The 15,503-nt window shown below is 72.6% G+C and carries 16 protein-coding genes; 13 read left to right on the top strand and 3 right to left on the bottom strand.

The window, feature by feature from the left end; genetic code table 11:
- Positions 1–34 precede the first annotated feature (34 nt).
- From AC3CCI_RS07380 to aqpZ, 5 genes are all read left to right on the top strand, one after another.
- Positions 35–520, top strand: a complete 486-nt coding sequence (locus tag AC3CCI_RS07380) for a tetratricopeptide repeat protein (protein WP_488628576.1) — start codon at positions 35–37, stop codon at positions 518–520.
- Positions 521–553: 33 nt separating this feature from the next.
- Positions 554–1,330: a hypothetical protein gene (locus tag AC3CCI_RS07375; RefSeq protein ID WP_488628575.1), complete on the top strand. Its 777-nt coding sequence runs from the start codon at positions 554–556 to the stop codon at positions 1,328–1,330.
- A complete protein-coding gene (locus AC3CCI_RS07370) occupies positions 1,330–3,183 on the top strand; it encodes a cation:proton antiporter (protein WP_488628574.1) in 1,854 nt (617 codons plus the stop codon). The genes AC3CCI_RS07375 and AC3CCI_RS07370 overlap by 1 nt, the downstream gene beginning before the upstream one ends.
- 771 nt (positions 3,184–3,954) lie before the next feature.
- Positions 3,955–4,353, top strand: coding sequence for a phage holin family protein (locus tag AC3CCI_RS07365; protein ID WP_488628573.1), 399 nt, complete (start codon positions 3,955–3,957; stop codon positions 4,351–4,353).
- Positions 4,354–4,402: 49 nt separating this feature from the next.
- Positions 4,403–5,185, top strand: coding sequence for an aquaporin Z (gene aqpZ, locus AC3CCI_RS07360; protein WP_488628572.1), 783 nt, complete (start codon positions 4,403–4,405; stop codon positions 5,183–5,185).
- Positions 5,186–5,308: 123 nt separating this feature from the next.
- Here the strand turns inward: aqpZ and AC3CCI_RS07355 are convergent, their stop codons facing one another.
- On the bottom strand, positions 5,309–6,046 hold the full coding sequence (locus AC3CCI_RS07355; RefSeq protein WP_488628571.1) for a FadR/GntR family transcriptional regulator: 738 nt from the start codon (positions 6,044–6,046) through the stop codon (positions 5,309–5,311).
- A gap of 184 nt (positions 6,047–6,230) precedes the next feature.
- Between AC3CCI_RS07355 and AC3CCI_RS07350 the strand changes: the two genes are divergently transcribed.
- The 6 genes from AC3CCI_RS07350 (at position 6,231) to AC3CCI_RS07325 (ending at position 12,593) form a co-directional block, all read left to right on the top strand.
- On the top strand, positions 6,231–7,625 hold the full coding sequence (locus AC3CCI_RS07350; RefSeq protein WP_488628570.1) for an MFS transporter: 1,395 nt from the start codon (positions 6,231–6,233) through the stop codon (positions 7,623–7,625).
- 113 nt (positions 7,626–7,738) lie between these two features.
- The gene (locus tag AC3CCI_RS07345) at positions 7,739–9,475 is read left to right on the top strand and encodes a dihydroxyacetone kinase family protein (RefSeq protein ID WP_488628569.1); all 1,737 of its coding nucleotides are present in this window, start codon (positions 7,739–7,741) and stop codon (positions 9,473–9,475) included.
- Positions 9,476–9,510: 35 nt separating this feature from the next.
- A complete protein-coding gene (locus AC3CCI_RS07340; protein ID WP_056260280.1) occupies positions 9,511–9,999 on the top strand; it encodes a ribose-5-phosphate isomerase in 489 nt (162 codons plus the stop codon).
- Positions 9,996–10,874: a triose-phosphate isomerase family protein gene (locus AC3CCI_RS07335; protein WP_488628568.1), complete on the top strand. Its 879-nt coding sequence runs from the start codon at positions 9,996–9,998 to the stop codon at positions 10,872–10,874. The genes AC3CCI_RS07340 and AC3CCI_RS07335 overlap by 4 nt, the downstream gene beginning before the upstream one ends.
- Positions 10,871–11,680 carry a sugar phosphate isomerase/epimerase family protein gene (locus AC3CCI_RS07330; protein ID WP_488628567.1) on the top strand — a complete coding sequence of 270 codons (810 nt, stop codon included), beginning with the start codon at positions 10,871–10,873 and terminating at the stop codon, positions 11,678–11,680. Before AC3CCI_RS07335 ends, AC3CCI_RS07330 begins: the two co-directional genes overlap by 4 nt.
- Positions 11,673–12,593: a phosphogluconate dehydrogenase C-terminal domain-containing protein gene (locus AC3CCI_RS07325; protein WP_488628566.1), complete on the top strand. Its 921-nt coding sequence runs from the start codon at positions 11,673–11,675 to the stop codon at positions 12,591–12,593. The genes AC3CCI_RS07330 and AC3CCI_RS07325 overlap by 8 nt, the downstream gene beginning before the upstream one ends.
- 113 nt (positions 12,594–12,706) lie before the next feature.
- Here AC3CCI_RS07325 and AC3CCI_RS07320 read toward each other — a convergent pair whose 3' ends face one another.
- The gene (locus tag AC3CCI_RS07320) at positions 12,707–13,648 is read right to left on the bottom strand and encodes an SDR family oxidoreductase (RefSeq protein ID WP_488628565.1); all 942 of its coding nucleotides are present in this window, start codon (positions 13,646–13,648) and stop codon (positions 12,707–12,709) included.
- Between the two features lie 129 nt (positions 13,649–13,777).
- On the opposite strand from AC3CCI_RS07320, the gene AC3CCI_RS07315 reads away from it, so the two are divergent.
- Entirely contained in the window at positions 13,778–14,614 is an 837-nt protein-coding gene (locus AC3CCI_RS07315) for a helix-turn-helix transcriptional regulator (RefSeq protein ID WP_488628564.1), read from the top strand.
- Between the two features lie 208 nt (positions 14,615–14,822).
- Here the strand turns inward: AC3CCI_RS07315 and AC3CCI_RS07310 are convergent, their stop codons facing one another.
- A complete protein-coding gene (locus AC3CCI_RS07310) occupies positions 14,823–14,999 on the bottom strand; it encodes a hypothetical protein (RefSeq protein WP_488628563.1) in 177 nt (58 codons plus the stop codon).
- Positions 15,000–15,107: 108 nt separating this feature from the next.
- On the opposite strand from AC3CCI_RS07310, the gene AC3CCI_RS07305 reads away from it, so the two are divergent.
- The gene (locus tag AC3CCI_RS07305; RefSeq protein WP_488628562.1) at positions 15,108–15,476 is read left to right on the top strand and encodes a hypothetical protein; all 369 of its coding nucleotides are present in this window, start codon (positions 15,108–15,110) and stop codon (positions 15,474–15,476) included.
- Positions 15,477–15,503: the final 27 nt, after the last annotated feature.

Here is a 15,503-nt window from a genome sequence, read left to right as displayed (position 1 = left end):
CTCCCGGGCACGGTCTCGGCGCTAGCGTGGCCGGATGAGCACCGATGACTGGGAGGGTCGCGTCGCCGCCCTCTGGGCCGACGAGACCGTCGACGACGAGCAGCGCATCGAGCGCATGGCGGCCCTGGCCGCCGCGGCCCCGCACCCCGCGCTGGGCGCCTTCGAGCTCGGTGGCGCGCACGACTCGGGCGGACGCGAGGCCGAGGCCCACGTCCACTACGCCGCCGCGACCGAGGCGGGCCTCGACGCCGTCGACCCCGACCGTGCCGCGCGCATGGTGGTGCAGCACGCCTCGACCCTGCGCAACCTCGGCCGCGTCGACGAGGCGATCACGATGCTCCGCGACGCCCCCCTGCACCCCGCCACCGGAGCCGCGCCGCAGGTGTTCCTCGCGCTCGCCCTGCACAGCGCGGGCCGCCCCGACGAGGCCCTGCGCGTGGCGATCGAGGCCGTCGAGCCGACCCTGCCCCGGTACCACCGGTCGGTCCGTGCGTACGCGGCGGCTCTCACCGACGGCTGAAACCGGGCGGCCGCGCGTCCCTAGAATCGCATCATGCCCTTCGACCAGTGGTACGACGACGCCACCCGCGAGGCCGCGACCGCCAGGGTGCTGCAGCGCAAGATGACCAACCCGACCGACCGCAACGTCCTGACGGTCGTGGCGGAAGAGTTCAACGTCCCCCGCCAGACCCTCAGCGACTGGGTCGACGAGGCGTCGCCCGAGTCCCCGAAGTCGCAGCGGAAGCCCCGCCCCAAGTTCTCGCAGGTCGTCAAGACCACGAAGGAGGCGCGGGTCGCGTCCCCGACGGACGACGGACCCGCCGAGGCACCTGGGTCCGCCGCACCTCCGGAACCCGCAGGCGAACCGGAACCCGCGACCCGCCCGGAACCCGCGACGCAACCGGAACCCGCGACCGAACCGGAACCCGCGAGCGCATCCGAGCACGACCCTTGGGCGACGTCCGATCCTGCCCCCGAGCCCGAGCCCGAGCCCGATCCGGAGCCGGAGCCGGAGCCGGAGCCCGAGCCGGAGCCGGAGCCGGAGCCCGAGCCCGATCCGGAGCCGGAGCCGGAGCCGGAGCGGGCACCCGAGTCCCAGCCAGCGCCCGAGAGCGAACCCGAGCCGCAGCCCGAGCCCGCGTCCCTTCCCGTGCCCGAAGCCGCCCCCGAGCCCGCACCCGCACCCCCGGCGACCACCGGCACCCGCGCGACCGCGGGCACCCACGTGCCTGCCGGCACCCGCGTCGCCGCCCTCGAGGCCGAGGTCGCCGCCCTCCGCGACGGCAACCGGGCCCTGATCCAGGCGATGCGCGTCCTGCTCGACGTCTGATGGAGATCGCCGAGCTGCTCGTCCTGCTCGTCACCGGCTTGGTGGTGATCGCGGCGGCGACGGTCGTCGGCCCGCGGCTCGGCGTGGCCGCTCCCCTGTTGCTCGTCGCCGTCGGGGTCGCCGCGAGCTTCCTGCCGGTGTTCGCGTCGGTCGAGATCGACCCCGAGCTGATCCTCGCCGGTGTGCTACCGCCGCTGCTCTACTCGTCGGCGGTCTCGATGCCGGCGATGAACTTCCGTCGCGAGTTCGGGGCGATCAGCGGCCTGTCCGTGGTGCTGGTCGTGGCGACCGCGCTGCTGCTCGGCGTGTTCTTCCAGCTCGTCCTGCCCGACCTCGGGTTCGCCTGGGGCGTCGCGCTCGGTGCCGTGATCAGCCCGACCGACGCGGTCGCGACCTCGATCGTGAAACAGACGTCGGTGTCGAAGCGGGTCGTCGCCATGCTCGACGGCGAGAGCCTGCTCAACGACGCGACCGCGCTGGTGCTGTTGCGCACGGCGATCGTGGCGACCGCCGCCTCCTTCTCGTTCTGGGGTGCGCTGGGCACGTTCGCCTACTCGGTCGTCGTGGCGCTCGTGATCGGGCTGGTCGTCGGCGCGGCCAACCTGGCCGTCCGGCGCAGGCTGACCGACTCGACGGTCAACACGGTGATCTCGTTCGCCGTGCCGTTCGTCGCGTCGCTCCCGGCGAGCGCCGTCGGGGCGTCCGGGCTCGTGGCGGCGGTGGTCGCGGGTCTCGTCACGGGCATCCGGGCGCCGCGGGTGCTGTCGCCGCAGAATCGCCTGTCGGACTCGCAGAACTGGCGCACGGTCGAGCTGGTGCTCGAGGGCGCGGTCTTCTTGACGATGGGTCTGCAGATCAAGTCGATCGTCACCGACGTGCAAGAAGACCACGCCGGGGTGCTGCCGGCCCTGCTGGTCGCGGTCGGCGCCCTGGTGCTGACGATCGTCGTGCGGGCCGCGTACGTCGCGCCGCTGCTGCGGGTGCTGTCGGCCCGGGCGCGGCACGCCGAGGCGATGCAGCCGCGGGTGCAGAGCATGCAGCTGCGCATCGAGTCCGAGGGCGCCGGCGGCTCGTTCGCCGAGCTGAACCGGCGGGCGCGCACCGACCCGCGGCAGCTCGAGGTCGAGGCCGATGCCGGTGCGGGTGCCGGTGCGGGCTCAGGTTCCGGCGACACCGCAGGAGGCGCGGTGGGCGAGCCCGCGGACGTCCCGGAGGCCGGTCGGTCACCCCGCGCCCGTTCCCCTCGACGCGGTCGACGTCGCCCCGAGGGCAGGACCCGCACCCCCTCTCAGCGCACCCTCGACCAGTTCACGAGGCGCGTCACGCAGGGGCTGGCGGACATCGAGTACTTCCTGCGGCAGCCGCTCGGCTGGCGGGACGGCACGGCCGTCGTCTGGGCCGGCATGCGCGGCGCCGTGACGGTCGCGGCGGCGCAGACGCTGCCCGAGGACACCCCGCAGCGCCCGGTGCTCGTGCTGATCGCGTTCGCGGTGGCGGCGCTGTCGCTGCTGCTGCAGGGCGGCACGATCGGGCCCCTGTTGAGGCGGCTGTCGCCGCCGGTCGACCAGACCGCGGAGCATGCGCAGAACGAGTCCGAGCGAACGAAGATCTTCGAGCTGATGCGCGAGAGCGCCGACGCGGTGCCCGGCCCCGATCCCCGCACGGCGGACCGCTCGAAGGAGGGCTTCGACGCCTCGATGGCCCACACGCTCGCGATGCTGACGGCCCAGCGCGAGGCCCTGCTCGACGCCCGTGACAACGGCCTGTTCGACGCCGACGTCCTCGCGGACGCCCTCGCGAACCTCGACGCCTCCGAGATCGCCATCGAGCTCCGAGGCCGACTGGCCGACTGACCCCGGCCGACGGCCCGGTGCCTCGCGTGTACGCGAGGAAGCAACACATGTGGCCGGCACCTCGTCCTGGACGCTCAGAGGACCGGGCCCAGCGTCGGTCAGCCGCGCGCGCCTCCCGGGGGAGGCGGTAGCCGTCGCGGTAGACGCCGACGACGTCGAGGGCCACGCCCACGAGGGAGCGGACGGCGGTGCGCCGCTCGGGCGAGCCGTACCAGTTGCGGTGGAGGCGCCGCAGTTCGACGGCTCCGCGCCAGAGCAGTCCTCCGCCGAAGAAGACGGCGGCGAGCCATGCGATGCCGGTCGAGCCGAAGGCGACGACGGCAGCAATGCAGACGGCCACCGTCACCACGATGGTGATCATCAGCGTGCGTGGGGTCGGCAGCTGTCGGCCGTGCTCGCCGGTCCAGTACGACGACAGCAGGTAGAGGGCGTCCTCGCGTGAGCGTCCGCCGTGACGCAGCCGGTCGACGGCGGCATCGGTGCGGGCGAACCGGTCGGGCCCGTCCGCCTGGCGCACCGCGGCGCTGGTCGACGCGACGAGGCCGATCACGGGAACCTCGCGTCGCGCCACCAGGCCATCCTGCCTGACGCCTGACGCCTGACGTTGTCCCCCGCCTGGCCGGTTCGCGAGTGCCCGCCGAACCGAGGCTGGAAGCTCGCTGGAGGTCGATGACGGGTGGGGCGCCGCACGCGTCCGAATGGTGTGTCCGCATCGCGGCACGGCGATCCCCGGCCACCGCCCCGAGTGGCCTCAGCGAGAGAAGGACCACCATGAGCACAGCCGACGAGAAGCAGGGCGAGGCCGGATTCGCCGGTCGGTTCCGCGACCAGCTGGGCACCCGGGCCATCGAGCCCTTCGTGAAGGCCGTCCGTGCCGAGCTGAGTTCCGCCCGCGACGAGATCGCCGGACGGGCGCGCGACGCGCGATCCGGAGTCGTGCTGCTCGCCGTCGGGGCCGTCCTCGCGATCGTGACCGTGATCCTCCTGGCGGGCACCGCCGTCGCCATGCTCGCCCTGGCCGTGCCCCTCTGGGCCGCCGCGCTGATCGTCTTCGCCGTCTTCGCCGTCGTCACCGCGGTGCTCGTCGCCGCGGGCCTGCGGGGCGTCAAGCGCGGCATCCCGCCGGTCCCCGTCGACACGGTGAAGAACCTCACCTCGTCCGACGACTAGCCCGTCTCCCCCGACACCCCCGACACCCACCACACACGAGAGAACCGCCATGCCCCGCACCCCCTCCGCCAGCCGGAACACCAAAGAGCAGCGCACGCAGCACGCCGAGACGTACACGCCACTGGCGCGCTACGCCTCCGAGGCGTTCGGAGCGTTCCTGCTCGTGCTCGGAGGCGTCGGCACGGCCGTGTTCGCCTCGTCCTTCCCCGACGACGGCAACGCGCTCGGCGTGGGCTTCCTCGGCGTGGCCTTCGCGTTCGGGCTGAGCGTGATGGCGGGCATCTACGCCGTCGGCCACATCTCGGGCGGCCACTTCAACCCGGCCGTGACGGTCGGCTTCGCCCTGGCCGGTCGCACGCCGTGGTCGAGCGTGCCCGGTTACGTCGTCGCGCAGCTCGTCGGAGCCGCCGCCGGGTCGAGCGTCGTCGCGCTCGTCGCCGCCGACGGCCCCGCCGGCTACTTCGCGGCGGCCCGCGACTCGGGCTTCGCGTCGAACGGCTTCGGCGCGTCGTCGCCCGGCGGCTTCGGTCTCGGAGCCGTGCTCGTCACCGAGGTCGTGCTGACCGCCGTCTTCGTCGGCGTGATCCTGTCAGTAACCGCCAAGGGTGAGTACAAGGCCCTGGCGCCGCTGGCCATCGGCCTCACGCTGACGCTCATCCACCTGATCAGCATCCCGGTGAGCAACACGTCGGTGAACCCGGCCCGCTCGGTCGCCGCCGCCCTCTACGGCGGCCCCGACGCCCTCGCGCAGCTCTGGGTCTTCGTCGTGGCACCCCTCGTCGGTGCCGCCGTCGCCGGCCTCGCGCACCGCACCCTCCGCCGCCGCGGCTGACCCCGCGGGTCGCACCGCCACCACCACCAGACGCAGGAGGCGCGGGTCACGTGACCCGCGCCTCCTGCGTCCTCGCGTGGTGGTGGTACCGCCGAGCCGCCCACGGCGAACCGTCGACCCGGCCTAGGCGACCGTCGCGCTCCGGACCCGGTCGGCGGCGGTGGCCATGTGGTCGCGCATCGCCGCGAGCGCGGCGTCGGGGTCGCGCGCCTCGATCGCCCGGAAGACGGCCCGGTGCTCCCGGTAGGCGGCCTCGGCCTGGTCCTTCTCGGTCAGCCCTCGTTCGACCCACAGGCGCAGCAGCGACCGGGTGCTCTGCAGCAGGTCCTTGAGCACGACGTTGTCGGCGCTGACGGCGATCTGCAGGTGGAACCGGATGTCGGCCTGGAGGAACGCGTCCAGGTCGCCGAGCGAGTCGGCCATCGCCTCGACGAAGCCGCGCAGCTTCTCGACGTCGGCGTCGGTGGCGCGCTCGGCCGCGTAGGCCGCGGCCTGGATCTCGAGGCCACCGCGCACCTCGATGAGCTCTCGCGTGCGCGCCGCGTTCAGCATGAGGCCCCAGCTGAGCGTCGTCGGCAGCAGCTCCGAGGTCTGGTCGCGCAGGTAGGTGCCCGACCCGGGCCGCACCGTGACGATGCCGAGGATCTCGAGGGCGGCCAGGGCCTCGCGCACGGCCGACCGGCCGACGCCCAGGCGCTCGGCGAGCTGCCGCTCGGGCGGGAGGCGCGACCCCGGGGTCAGTTCGCCGGCGGTCAAGAGGGCCACGAGTTGCTTGACGACCTCGCTCACCGCGGTGCCGCGCGGGACCATCTCGAGCTCGAGATCGAGGCTCGTGGGGTCGCTCTCTGGGTATGCCGGCACGGTGCGAGCTTAGTCAGCGGGGCCCGTGGTCCTGCCGTCGCCGACGAGCTCGCAGTCCATTCGCATCGTCCAATTGGTCAACCGGTTGACAGATATGGACGGAAAAGGCACGATGGTCCCTGCGCGCCACCGGCATCGGTCGAAGGCGTCATCCAACAACGTCGTTAGATCCGAAGGAGTCGATGTGGACACCACAACCCGAACGTCCGCGCCACAGAGCGCGGTCGAGAAGTCCGCGATCAAGAAGGTGGCCGTCCGGCTCGTCCCGTTCGTGGCGTTGATGTTCTTCATCAACTACCTCGACCGCACCGCCATCGGCTTCGCCGCCCCGAACGGCATGGAGTCCGACCTCGCCCTGTCGGCCGCCCAGTTCGGCTTCGCCTCGGGCGTGTTCTTCATCGGCTACATCCTGCTCGAGGTGCCGTCGAACCTCGCCCTGCACAAGTTCGGCGCCCGCAAGTGGCTCGCCCGCATCATGGTGACCTGGGGCATCGTGGCGTTGCTCTTCACCTGGGTGCAGAACTTCGAGCAGCTCGTCGCGCTGCGCTTCCTGCTCGGCGTCATGGAGGCCGGGTTCTTCCCCGGCGCGATCCTCTTCCTGAGCCTGTGGGTGCCGGCCGCCCACCGCAGCAAGATCCTCGCCCTCTTCTACCTGGCCCAGCCCCTCACCACCGTCATCGGCGCCCCGCTCGCCGGCTGGCTGATCAGCCACGACGGCGTCTTCTTCGGCCTCGAGGGCTGGCGCTTCATGTTCACGGGCGTCGCGATCCCCGCGATCGTCGTCGGCATCGTCGCCTGGTTCTACCTGAAGGACAAGCCCGCCGACGCCAAGTGGCTCACGAAGGAGGAGCAGGTCTGGCTCACCCAGGCACTGGTCAAGGAGGCCTCGACCAAGACGGGTGCCGTCTCGACCACCGGCAAGCACCCGGGCCTCGGCGTCGTCTTCAGGAACGGCCGCGTGTGGATGCTCTCCTTCATCTACTTCGGCTTCATCTACGGCCTCTACGCGCTCGCCTTCTTCCTGCCCACCATCATCGGCGGCTTCCAGGAGCAGTTCGGCACCGAGTTCACCGTCACCCAGCGCGGCTTCATCACGGCCATCCCCTACGTCCCCGCCGCCCTCGCGCTGTACTTCTGGTCGCGTGACGCCTCGCGTCGCGGTCTCAAGACCTGGCACATCGTGATCCCCGCCGTCGTCGGCGGTGTGAGCATCCCGCTCGCTCTCTACGCCCAGACCCCCGCCCTCACCATCGCGGTGATCGCCGTCACCGCCATGGCGATCTTCGCGGCCCTGCCCAACTTCTGGACCCTGCCCACGCAGTTCCTGACCGGGGTCGCGGCGGCCGCGGGCATCGCGCTCATCAACACCGTCGGCAACCTCGCCGGCTTCAGCGCGCCGTACATCACGGGCCTCGTCACCGACGTCACCGGCGACTACAAGGCGCCGATGTTCATCGTCGGGTTCTTCATGCTGCTGTCCGCCGTGCTGATGATCGCGCTCAGCCGGATGAAGAAGCCCGAGGGCACCCTCAGCCCCCGCGAGCAGGCCGACCTGGCCGCCACCGCCGGGCTCGACTGACCGACGGTCACACCCCTCACCCCCGCGGGGCCCGGACGAGCACCGACCCGGGCCCCGCCTCCCTTCTCCGCCCCGTCGCGCCGTCGACCGGACCACCGCCTCCTGGAGTTCTCATGACACGCCTCTTCAACGATCCGGGCGACTTCGCCGACGAGATGATCGACGGCTTCGTGGCCGCCAACCAGCGCTGGGTGCGACGGGTCCACGGCGGCGTGGTCCGGGCGACCCGCTCGACTCCCGGCAGCGTCGCGCTCGTCGTCGGCGGCGGCTCCGGTCACTACCCGGCCTTCGGCGGGCTCGTCGGCCAGGGCCTCGCCCACGGTGCCGCCCTCGGCAACCTCTTCGCGTCGCCCTCGTGGCAGCAGGTGCGGTCCGTCGCCAAGTCCGCCCAGAACGGCGGGGGCGTCCTGCTCAGCTACGGCAACTACGCCGGCGACGTCCTGAACTTCGACAAGGCCCAGCAGAAGCTGATCGACGAGGGCGTCGAGACGCGCACGGTCGTCGTCACCGACGACATCTCGAGCGCGTCGATCGCCGAGAAGCACAAGCGTCGCGGCATCGCCGGAGACCTGACCGTCTTCAAGTCGGCCGCGGCCGCCGCCGAAGAGGGCGCGGACCTCGCCGACGTCGTCCGCGTCGCCGTCAAGGCGAACGAACGCACCCGCAGCGTCGGCGTGGCGTTCTCGGGCTGCTCGCTGCCCGGAGCCGACGAACCGCTGTTCACCGTGCCCGAGGGCCGCATGGCCGTCGGCATGGGCATCCACGGCGAACCGGGCATCGGCGAGGCCGACGTCCCCACGGCCGACGGCCTGGCCGAGCTGCTCGTCGAGTCGCTGCTCGCGACCGACGAACTGCCCGACGGCGTCGACGAGGCGAGTGGCGGGCGCGTCGCCGTGCTGCTCAACGGGCTCGGCTCGGTGAAGTACGAAGAACTCTTCGTCGTCTACGCCCGGGTCGACGCGCTGCTGCGCGAGGCGGGCGTCGAGGTGGTCGAGCCCGAGGTCGGCGAGCTCGTCACGAGCTTCGACATGGCCGGCGTCTCGCTGACCCTGTTCTGGCTCGACGACGAACTCGAGCGCCTCTGGGCGGCCCCGGTCGACGCACCCGCCTACAAGAAGGGCTCCGTCGACGCCGCGCTGCGGGCGGACGACGCCGAGCAGGAGGCGCGGGTCGCGATCACGATCCCGCCCGCGACCCCCGCGTCGCAGCAGGCCGCCCACCTGGTGCTGGCCGCCCTCGAGGCGGTTCGCGCCACCGTCGAGGAGAACGTCGACGAGCTCGGACGCATCGACGCCGTCGCCGGGGACGGCGACCACGGCATCGGCATGCAGCGCGGGGTCCACGCGGCCGTCGCCGCGGCTCGCGAGGCCGTGCTCGCCGGCGCGGGGGCGGGCACCGTCCTCGACCTCGCCGGCGACGCCTGGTCCGACCGCGCCGGTGGCACCTCCGGGGCCCTCTGGGGTGCCGCCCTCGCGAGCCTCGGCGCGGCCGTGGGCGACGAGGCGGCCCCCGACCGCGCCTCCGTGGCCCGGGGCGTCTCGGGCGCGACCGAGGCGATCCTCGAGTTCGGCGCCACGGTCGGCGACAAGACCATGGTCGACGTGCTCGTCCCGTTCGACGCGGCGCTCACCGCCGCGATCGACGACGGCGTCGACCTCGCCACGGCCTGGGCCGCGGCGGCCGAGGTCGCCGTGACGGCGGCCGAGGCGACGGCCGACCTGCTGCCCAAGATGGGCCGCGCCCGCCCCCACGCCGAGAAGAGCCTCGGCACGCCCGACGCCGGCGCCACCTCGCTCGGGCTCATCACGCGAGCCGTCGGACGCGTCCTCGCGCCGCAACCCGCCGCGTGACCCCCTCCTCCCCACCCTCCACGAAAGGCACCACCATGGCTGACCAGCTGCGCATCGTCGTCGGATCGGACGACGCCGGGTACGACTACAAAGAGGTCCTCAAGAAGGACCTCGAGGCGAACGACGGGGTCGCGAGCGTCGCCGACGTCGGTGTCGCCGCCGACGGTCACACCGCCTACCCGCACGTCGCCGTCGAGGCGGCCCGCATGGTCGCCGACGGCCGCGCCGACCGGGCGATCCTGATCTGCGGCACCGGGCTCGGCGTCGCCATCGCGGCCAACAAGGTGCCCGGCATCCGGGCGGTGACCGCGCACGACACGTTCTCGGTCGAACGCGCCGTGCTGTCGAACGACGCGCAGGTGCTCTGCATGGGCCAGCGCGTCATCGGCGTCGAGCTCATGCGCCGCCTGGCGAAGGAGTTCCTCACCTACCGCTTCGACACCTCGAGCGCCTCGGCCGAGAAGGTCGCGGCCATCTGCGGCTACGACGGCTCGGGCGAGCCCGTCGGCATCGACGCGGCGTGACCGACGTGGCGACCGCACCCGTCCGGCCCCCCTCGGCCCGCTTCACGATCGGGGTGAGCCTCAAGATGTACTTCTCGCACGCGAGGACCCTCGCGTGGAGCACCGAGGTGGCCGAGATCGCGCGGCGCCACCCCGCGGTGCGGCAGGGCGTGGTCGAGCTGTTCGTCGTGCCGACGTTCCCGTCGCTCGTCCCCGTGCAGGAGGCGCTGGCCGGCACCCCGGTCCGCCTCGGTGCCCAGGACCTCGCGACCCACGACGCCGGAGCCTTCACGGGTGAGGTAAGCGGCGCCGAGCTGGCCGAGATCGGCTGCACCCTCGCCGAGATCGGCCACGCCGAACGGCGCACCCTCTTCCACGAGGACGACGCGGTCGTCGCGGCCAAGACGGCGGCGGCGCTGCGCCACGGCATCACCCCGCTGCTCTGCGTGGGCGAGGCCGACGAGACGTCGCCCGCCGTCGCGGCGCTCGAGGTGACGCAGCAGATCGACCTGGCATTGGCCGCGGCCGACGAGGTCGGGCTGACGGGTGCGCTGCTCGTCGCCTACGAGCCCTTGTGGGCGATCGGTGCCCCGGTCCCGGCGTCCACGGGGCACATCACTGCGGTGGTCGCAGCCGTCGAGGAGCACCTCGCCGGCCTGGCCGGTCGCGCGGGCAGCCGGGTCGTCTACGGCGGCAGCGCCGGGCCGGGGCTGCTGACCGGGCTGGGTGGTCGGGTGCGAGGGTTGTTCCTCGGCCGCTTCGCCCACGACGCCTCCGCGGTGGAGCGCATCCTCGACGAGGCGCTGGCGCTCGACGAGACGATGGCCGACGACGACGCCCCAGACGCGACGGCCACCGCCGACACCGCCGCATCCCGAGACCGGGTGACCTCGTGATCGGCCTCAGCACCTACGCCTACTTCTGGCGGGGCAGCGACCTCGTCCCGGGGCAGATGACGCTCGACGACATGCTGCGCGACACGGCCGCGCAGGGCGTCCGGCTGTTCCAGATCTGCGACCACGAGGCCTTGACCGGCTACACCGACGAGCAGCTCGCCGCGCTGCGGGGCCTGGCCGACGAGCTCGGGCTGACGCTCGAACTCGGCACCCGGGGCACCGGGCCGACCGTCCTGCGGACGTGGCTGCGACTCGCGGTCGCGCTGCGCGCCTCCTTGGTCCGCAGCATGTGGACCGCGGGCGACGACCGGCCCGACGCGGCCGAGACCGAGCACCGGCTGCGCCAGGTGCTGCCCGAGTACGAGGAGGCGGGGGTCACCCTCGCCCTCGAGACGTACGAGCAGGTCGGGTCGACCGAGCTCGTGGCCGTCGTCCGTGCGGTCGGCAGCCCGCGGCTCGGCATCGTGCTCGACCCGGCGAACACCGTGGCCAACCTCGAGCACCCGGCCGACGTGACGGCCCGTTGCCTGCCGTTCGTCGCGAACTGGCACGTGAAGGACTTCGCGTTCTCGCGGAAGGACGGCTGGGTGGGGTTCGCCCTGACCAGCACCCCGCTCGGCGAGGGCCGGCTCGACTACGACGGCATCCGGGCGGCGCTCGACGAGCGCGACGGAGGCGCGACGAGCGTCAACCAGGTCGTCGAGCACTGGCTGCCCTGGCAGGGCGACCCCGAGACCACCACGCGGCTCGAAGCCGAGTGGACGACACGAACCATCTCTGAACTAAGGAGCAAGAACAATGACTGACACCCTCGACACGACCGCCCCCGAGAGCACCGTCACGTATGCCGACGGCCAGGGCTCGTCCGACGTCACCGTCGCCGTCATCGGCGCCGGCGGCAAGATGGGCCAGCGCGTCTCGAACAACCTCGCCAAGAGCGCCTACACGACCCTCTACAGCGAGGCGTCGCCCGCCGGCGTCGAGCTGATCGAGTCGCTCGGCCGCACGGTCACCGCGACCGACGTGGCCGTGGCGGACGCCGACGTGGTCATCCTGGCCGTGCCCGACGTGGTGCTCGGCAAGGTCTCCGAGCAGGTCGTCCCGGCGATGAAGAGCGGCGCCGTCATCCTGACCCTCGACCCGGCGGCCGCCTACGCGGGCCTGCTCGCCGTGCGCGAGGACATCCACTACGCGGTGGCGCACCCCTGCCACCCCAGCGTGTTCCTCGAGCGGACCACGAAAGAGGAGTGGGCCGACACCTTCGGTGGCGTGGCCGCCCCGCAGGAGGTCGTCGCGGCGCTCGAGGGCGTGGCCGAGGACTCGCCCGTCCGCGAGCTGATGACGCAGGTCATCTCGACGATCTACGCACCCGTCATCGCCGTGCACTACGTGACGGTGAAGCAGCTGGCCGTGCTCGAGCCGACGCTGGTCGAGACGATGGCCTGCATGATCGGTGCGTTCTTGAAGGAGGCGCTCGAAGAGACCGTCGACGGCGTCGGGGTGCCCTACGAGGCCGCCCGCGCGATGCTCTACGGCCACACCTGGATCGCGCTGACCAACGGCCTGCGCGGCTCGAACCCGTTCAGCGACGCCTGCCACATCGCGATGGACTACGGCCGCGAGTCGATCGTCAAGGACGACTGGAAGAAGATCTTCGACGACAGCCAGCTCGACTCGGTCATCGCGCGCATGCTCAAGATCGACGCCGTCCGCCGCTAGGCCGAGCCGACGAGAACGCAGGAGGCGCGGGTCGCGTGACCCGCGCCTCCTGCGTTCGTGCGTGGTGGCGGCACCGCCTGGCCGCCCACACCGGCCGCGGACGCGGCGGGCGGTCAGGACGTCGCGAACGTCACCTCGGTGAGCCGCTCGGAGAGCTGCCAGCTGCGGTGGGCCGCGTCCGCGTCGGTGAGGTTGCGGTACAGCTTCTGCGGGGCCGGGCCGCCGCCGAGGTGTCCGGGGCCCGAGGGCCCGTAGAACCCGCCCGACTCGGAGTCGGGCGAGACGGCGGCGTAGAGGGCGGGCAGGGCCGCCGAGTCCGGGGTGCCGGTGACGCCGAGGGCCGACAGCACGCGGATCACGCGGACGCTGACCGTGTCGCCGGTCCGGCCGAGCTCGGGGCGCGCGGCGAGCAGGGCGGTCGGGGCGACCCCCGGGTGGCTGAGGTTGCTGGTGATGCCCCAGCCGAGGGCGCGACTGCGCCGGTCGAGCTCGAGGCCGAAGAGGCCCTGGGCGATCTTCGACTGGCTGTAGGCGCGCATGCCGTCGTAGCTCCGCTCCCAGTTCGGGTCGTCCCAGTTGACCGCGTTCGAGTCGGCGGCGACGCTGATCTGCGAGGTCACGCGGGCGTGGCCGGCCCGCAGCAAGGGCAGCAGCCGTGACACGAGCGCGAAGTGCCCGAGGTGGTTCGTGCCCAGTTGCGACTCGAACCCGTCGGCCGTGGTCTGCCGTTCGGGCGGCGTCATGATGCCCGCGTTGGCGACGAGGTGGTGGATCGGCCGCCCGTCGGCGAGCAGCTCGTCGGCGAGGTCGGCGACCGAGGCCAGCGACGAGAGGTCGAGGTGTCGCGTCGACACCCGGGCGGTCGGCGTCTCGCGCCGGATCGTGGCGAGGGCGGCGTCCCCCTTGACGGCGTTGCGCACCGGCAGCACCACGTCGGCGCCGGCGGCCGCCAGCCGTGCCGCGATGCGCAGGCCGATGCCGTCGCTGCCGCCGGTGACGACGGCGCGCCTCCCGCTCAGGTCGGGAAGCGTGAGGGAGGCGGGTCTGCGAGGCATGGTGGGCTCCTTGTCCTGGGGCGGGTGGTGATGCAGACGACTCTGCGGGTGTCGCGGCGAGACATCCAGGACTCGACGAGTCCTGGATGGCGCCTTCGGCTCCGGCCGAGGAGGCGCTACAACTGACCCATGGACAGAGACGCGTTGGGTGCCTTCCTGCTGCGCCGACGTGGTGCCCTGCAGCCCGAGGACGTCGGGCTGCCCCGGGGTCGCCGGCGTCGGACCAGCGGGCTGCGCCGTGAGGAGGTCGCGGCGCTCAGCCACATGTCGCCCGACTACTACGCGCGGCTCGAGCGGGGCACGGGCCCGCAGCCGTCCGAGCAGATGATCGCCTCGATCGCGCAGGGCCTGCACCTCGCCCTCGGCGAGCGCGACCACCTCTTCCGCCTCGCCGGGCACCAGCCGCCGGTCGGCGCACCGTCGGGTGACCACGTCAGCCCGGGGTTGTCGCGCATCCTCGACCGGCTCGGCGACACCCCGGCCGAGGTCACGAGCGAGCTCGGCGAGACGTTGCGGCAGACGCCGTTGGGGGTGGCGTTGACCGGTGACACGGCCGGTCTGACGGGTCTCGAGCGCAGCATCGGGTACCGGTGGTTCACCGACGTCGCCAGTCGCCGTCTGTACGCGGACGAGGACCACGACTTCTTGTCGCGCCTCTGGGTCTCGGGGTTGCGGGACGTCGCGACGCGTCGAGGCCCGGGGTCGCGGGCGAGTCGCATCGTCGACGAGTTGCTCGAGGTGAGCGAGGAGTTCCGTGCCGTCTGGGAGCTGCACGAGATCGGGTTGCGCCCGAAGGCAACGAAGCACTTCGTGCACCCCGAGCTCGGCGACCTGCACCTGACCTGCCAGACCCTGGTCGACCCCGAGCAGTCGCACTTCCTGCTCGTCTACACGGCGGTGCCGGGCACCGAGAGCCACGAGAAGCTGCAGCTGCTGTCGGTCATCGGTTCGCAACCGATGGGCTGACGCCTCGTCCGGGCGTTCCGGGGCCGGCTTCGACTGGATGCTCGTGGTGCGCTTCCGCGACCCCGCGGCGCGGGACGGCTACCTGCCGCACCCCGCGCACCAGCCGGTCGCGAGCTACCTCGCGACGCGTCCGCGCGGGTCGTCGTCTTCGACGTCGAGGCGTGGGCCCGGCGCAGGAGGCGCGGTTCGGCTCGTCCGCCGGCGCACCTCATGCATGAGCGGTCACGACGGAGAGCAGCCAGAAGCCGTAAACGCCGACCGGGCCGGCGAAGAGGATCGTGACGACGCCACCCACGACGCGCCAGGCCGTCCGCCCGCGGATGATCACGATTCCCGCGCACACCAGGGCGAGCGCCGACCCGAGGCACAACACGACCAGGAACATCGATCCCCCTCCCCCACGACGGCCCCACGGTACCGTGCGCGGGCAGGCGGTCGTCGTCGTCGTCGGCATCGTGGAAGCGCGACCGCCGTTGTCGGGCACACTGTCCCGATGAGGAGACGACGCCCGGCGCCCGTGACCGGTCACGAGGTCGAGCCGCGTGTGCCGCCGCTCTCCGCGTGGCCCGCGGACTGGATCGTCGGCACCGTCGGTTCCGGTCCGTCAGCCGGGGCCCCGATCGCCGCCGTCGTCGAACGCGACGCGAACGGGTCGTACGTGGACTACGTCCTCGACCTCCCCGTCGACCACCTGCTCGACGCGGCCGGCGAACTCGTGATCGACGACTGGGTTTCGGACACCCGCGTGCCCGGCCAGGAAGGCGGTCTGATCGACTTCGTGACGCGCGCCGTCGACGTCCGCTGGTCGACGGAGCCGGGCCTCGTCGACGCCAACGTGCGCGCCCGGAAGAAGAGTCCGTAGGCCCGGCCGTTCGTGCGGCCGACGTCC

The organism is Frigoribacterium sp. CF331, assembly GCF_057787905.1.
The sequence above is the reverse complement of the archived record's forward strand: the minus strand, read 5'-3'. Positions and strand labels throughout refer to the sequence as shown.

Bases quoted from the DNA above. Each gene is read 5' to 3' on its own strand.
- aqpZ (WP_488628572.1), top strand. From the start codon at position 4,403: ATGCCCCGCACCCCCTCCGCCAGCCGGAACACCAAAGAGCAGCGCACG.
- AC3CCI_RS07325 (WP_488628566.1), top strand. From the start codon at position 11,673: ATGACTGACACCCTCGACACGACCGCCCCCGAGAGCACCGTCACGTAT.
- AC3CCI_RS07340 (WP_056260280.1), top strand. From the start codon at position 9,511: ATGGCTGACCAGCTGCGCATCGTCGTCGGATCGGACGACGCCGGGTAC.
- AC3CCI_RS07310 (WP_488628563.1), bottom strand. From the start codon at position 14,999: ATGTTCCTGGTCGTGTTGTGCCTCGGGTCGGCGCTCGCCCTGGTGTGC.
- AC3CCI_RS07370 (WP_488628574.1), top strand. From the start codon at position 1,330: ATGGAGATCGCCGAGCTGCTCGTCCTGCTCGTCACCGGCTTGGTGGTG.
- AC3CCI_RS07380 (WP_488628576.1), top strand. From the start codon at position 35: ATGAGCACCGATGACTGGGAGGGTCGCGTCGCCGCCCTCTGGGCCGAC.
- AC3CCI_RS07305 (WP_488628562.1), top strand. From the start codon at position 15,108: ATGAGGAGACGACGCCCGGCGCCCGTGACCGGTCACGAGGTCGAGCCG.
- AC3CCI_RS07365 (WP_488628573.1), top strand. From the start codon at position 3,955: ATGAGCACAGCCGACGAGAAGCAGGGCGAGGCCGGATTCGCCGGTCGG.
- AC3CCI_RS07345 (WP_488628569.1), top strand. From the start codon at position 7,739: ATGACACGCCTCTTCAACGATCCGGGCGACTTCGCCGACGAGATGATC.
- AC3CCI_RS07315 (WP_488628564.1), top strand. From the start codon at position 13,778: ATGGACAGAGACGCGTTGGGTGCCTTCCTGCTGCGCCGACGTGGTGCC.
- AC3CCI_RS07320 (WP_488628565.1), bottom strand. From the start codon at position 13,648: ATGCCTCGCAGACCCGCCTCCCTCACGCTTCCCGACCTGAGCGGGAGG.
- AC3CCI_RS07375 (WP_488628575.1), top strand. From the start codon at position 554: ATGCCCTTCGACCAGTGGTACGACGACGCCACCCGCGAGGCCGCGACC.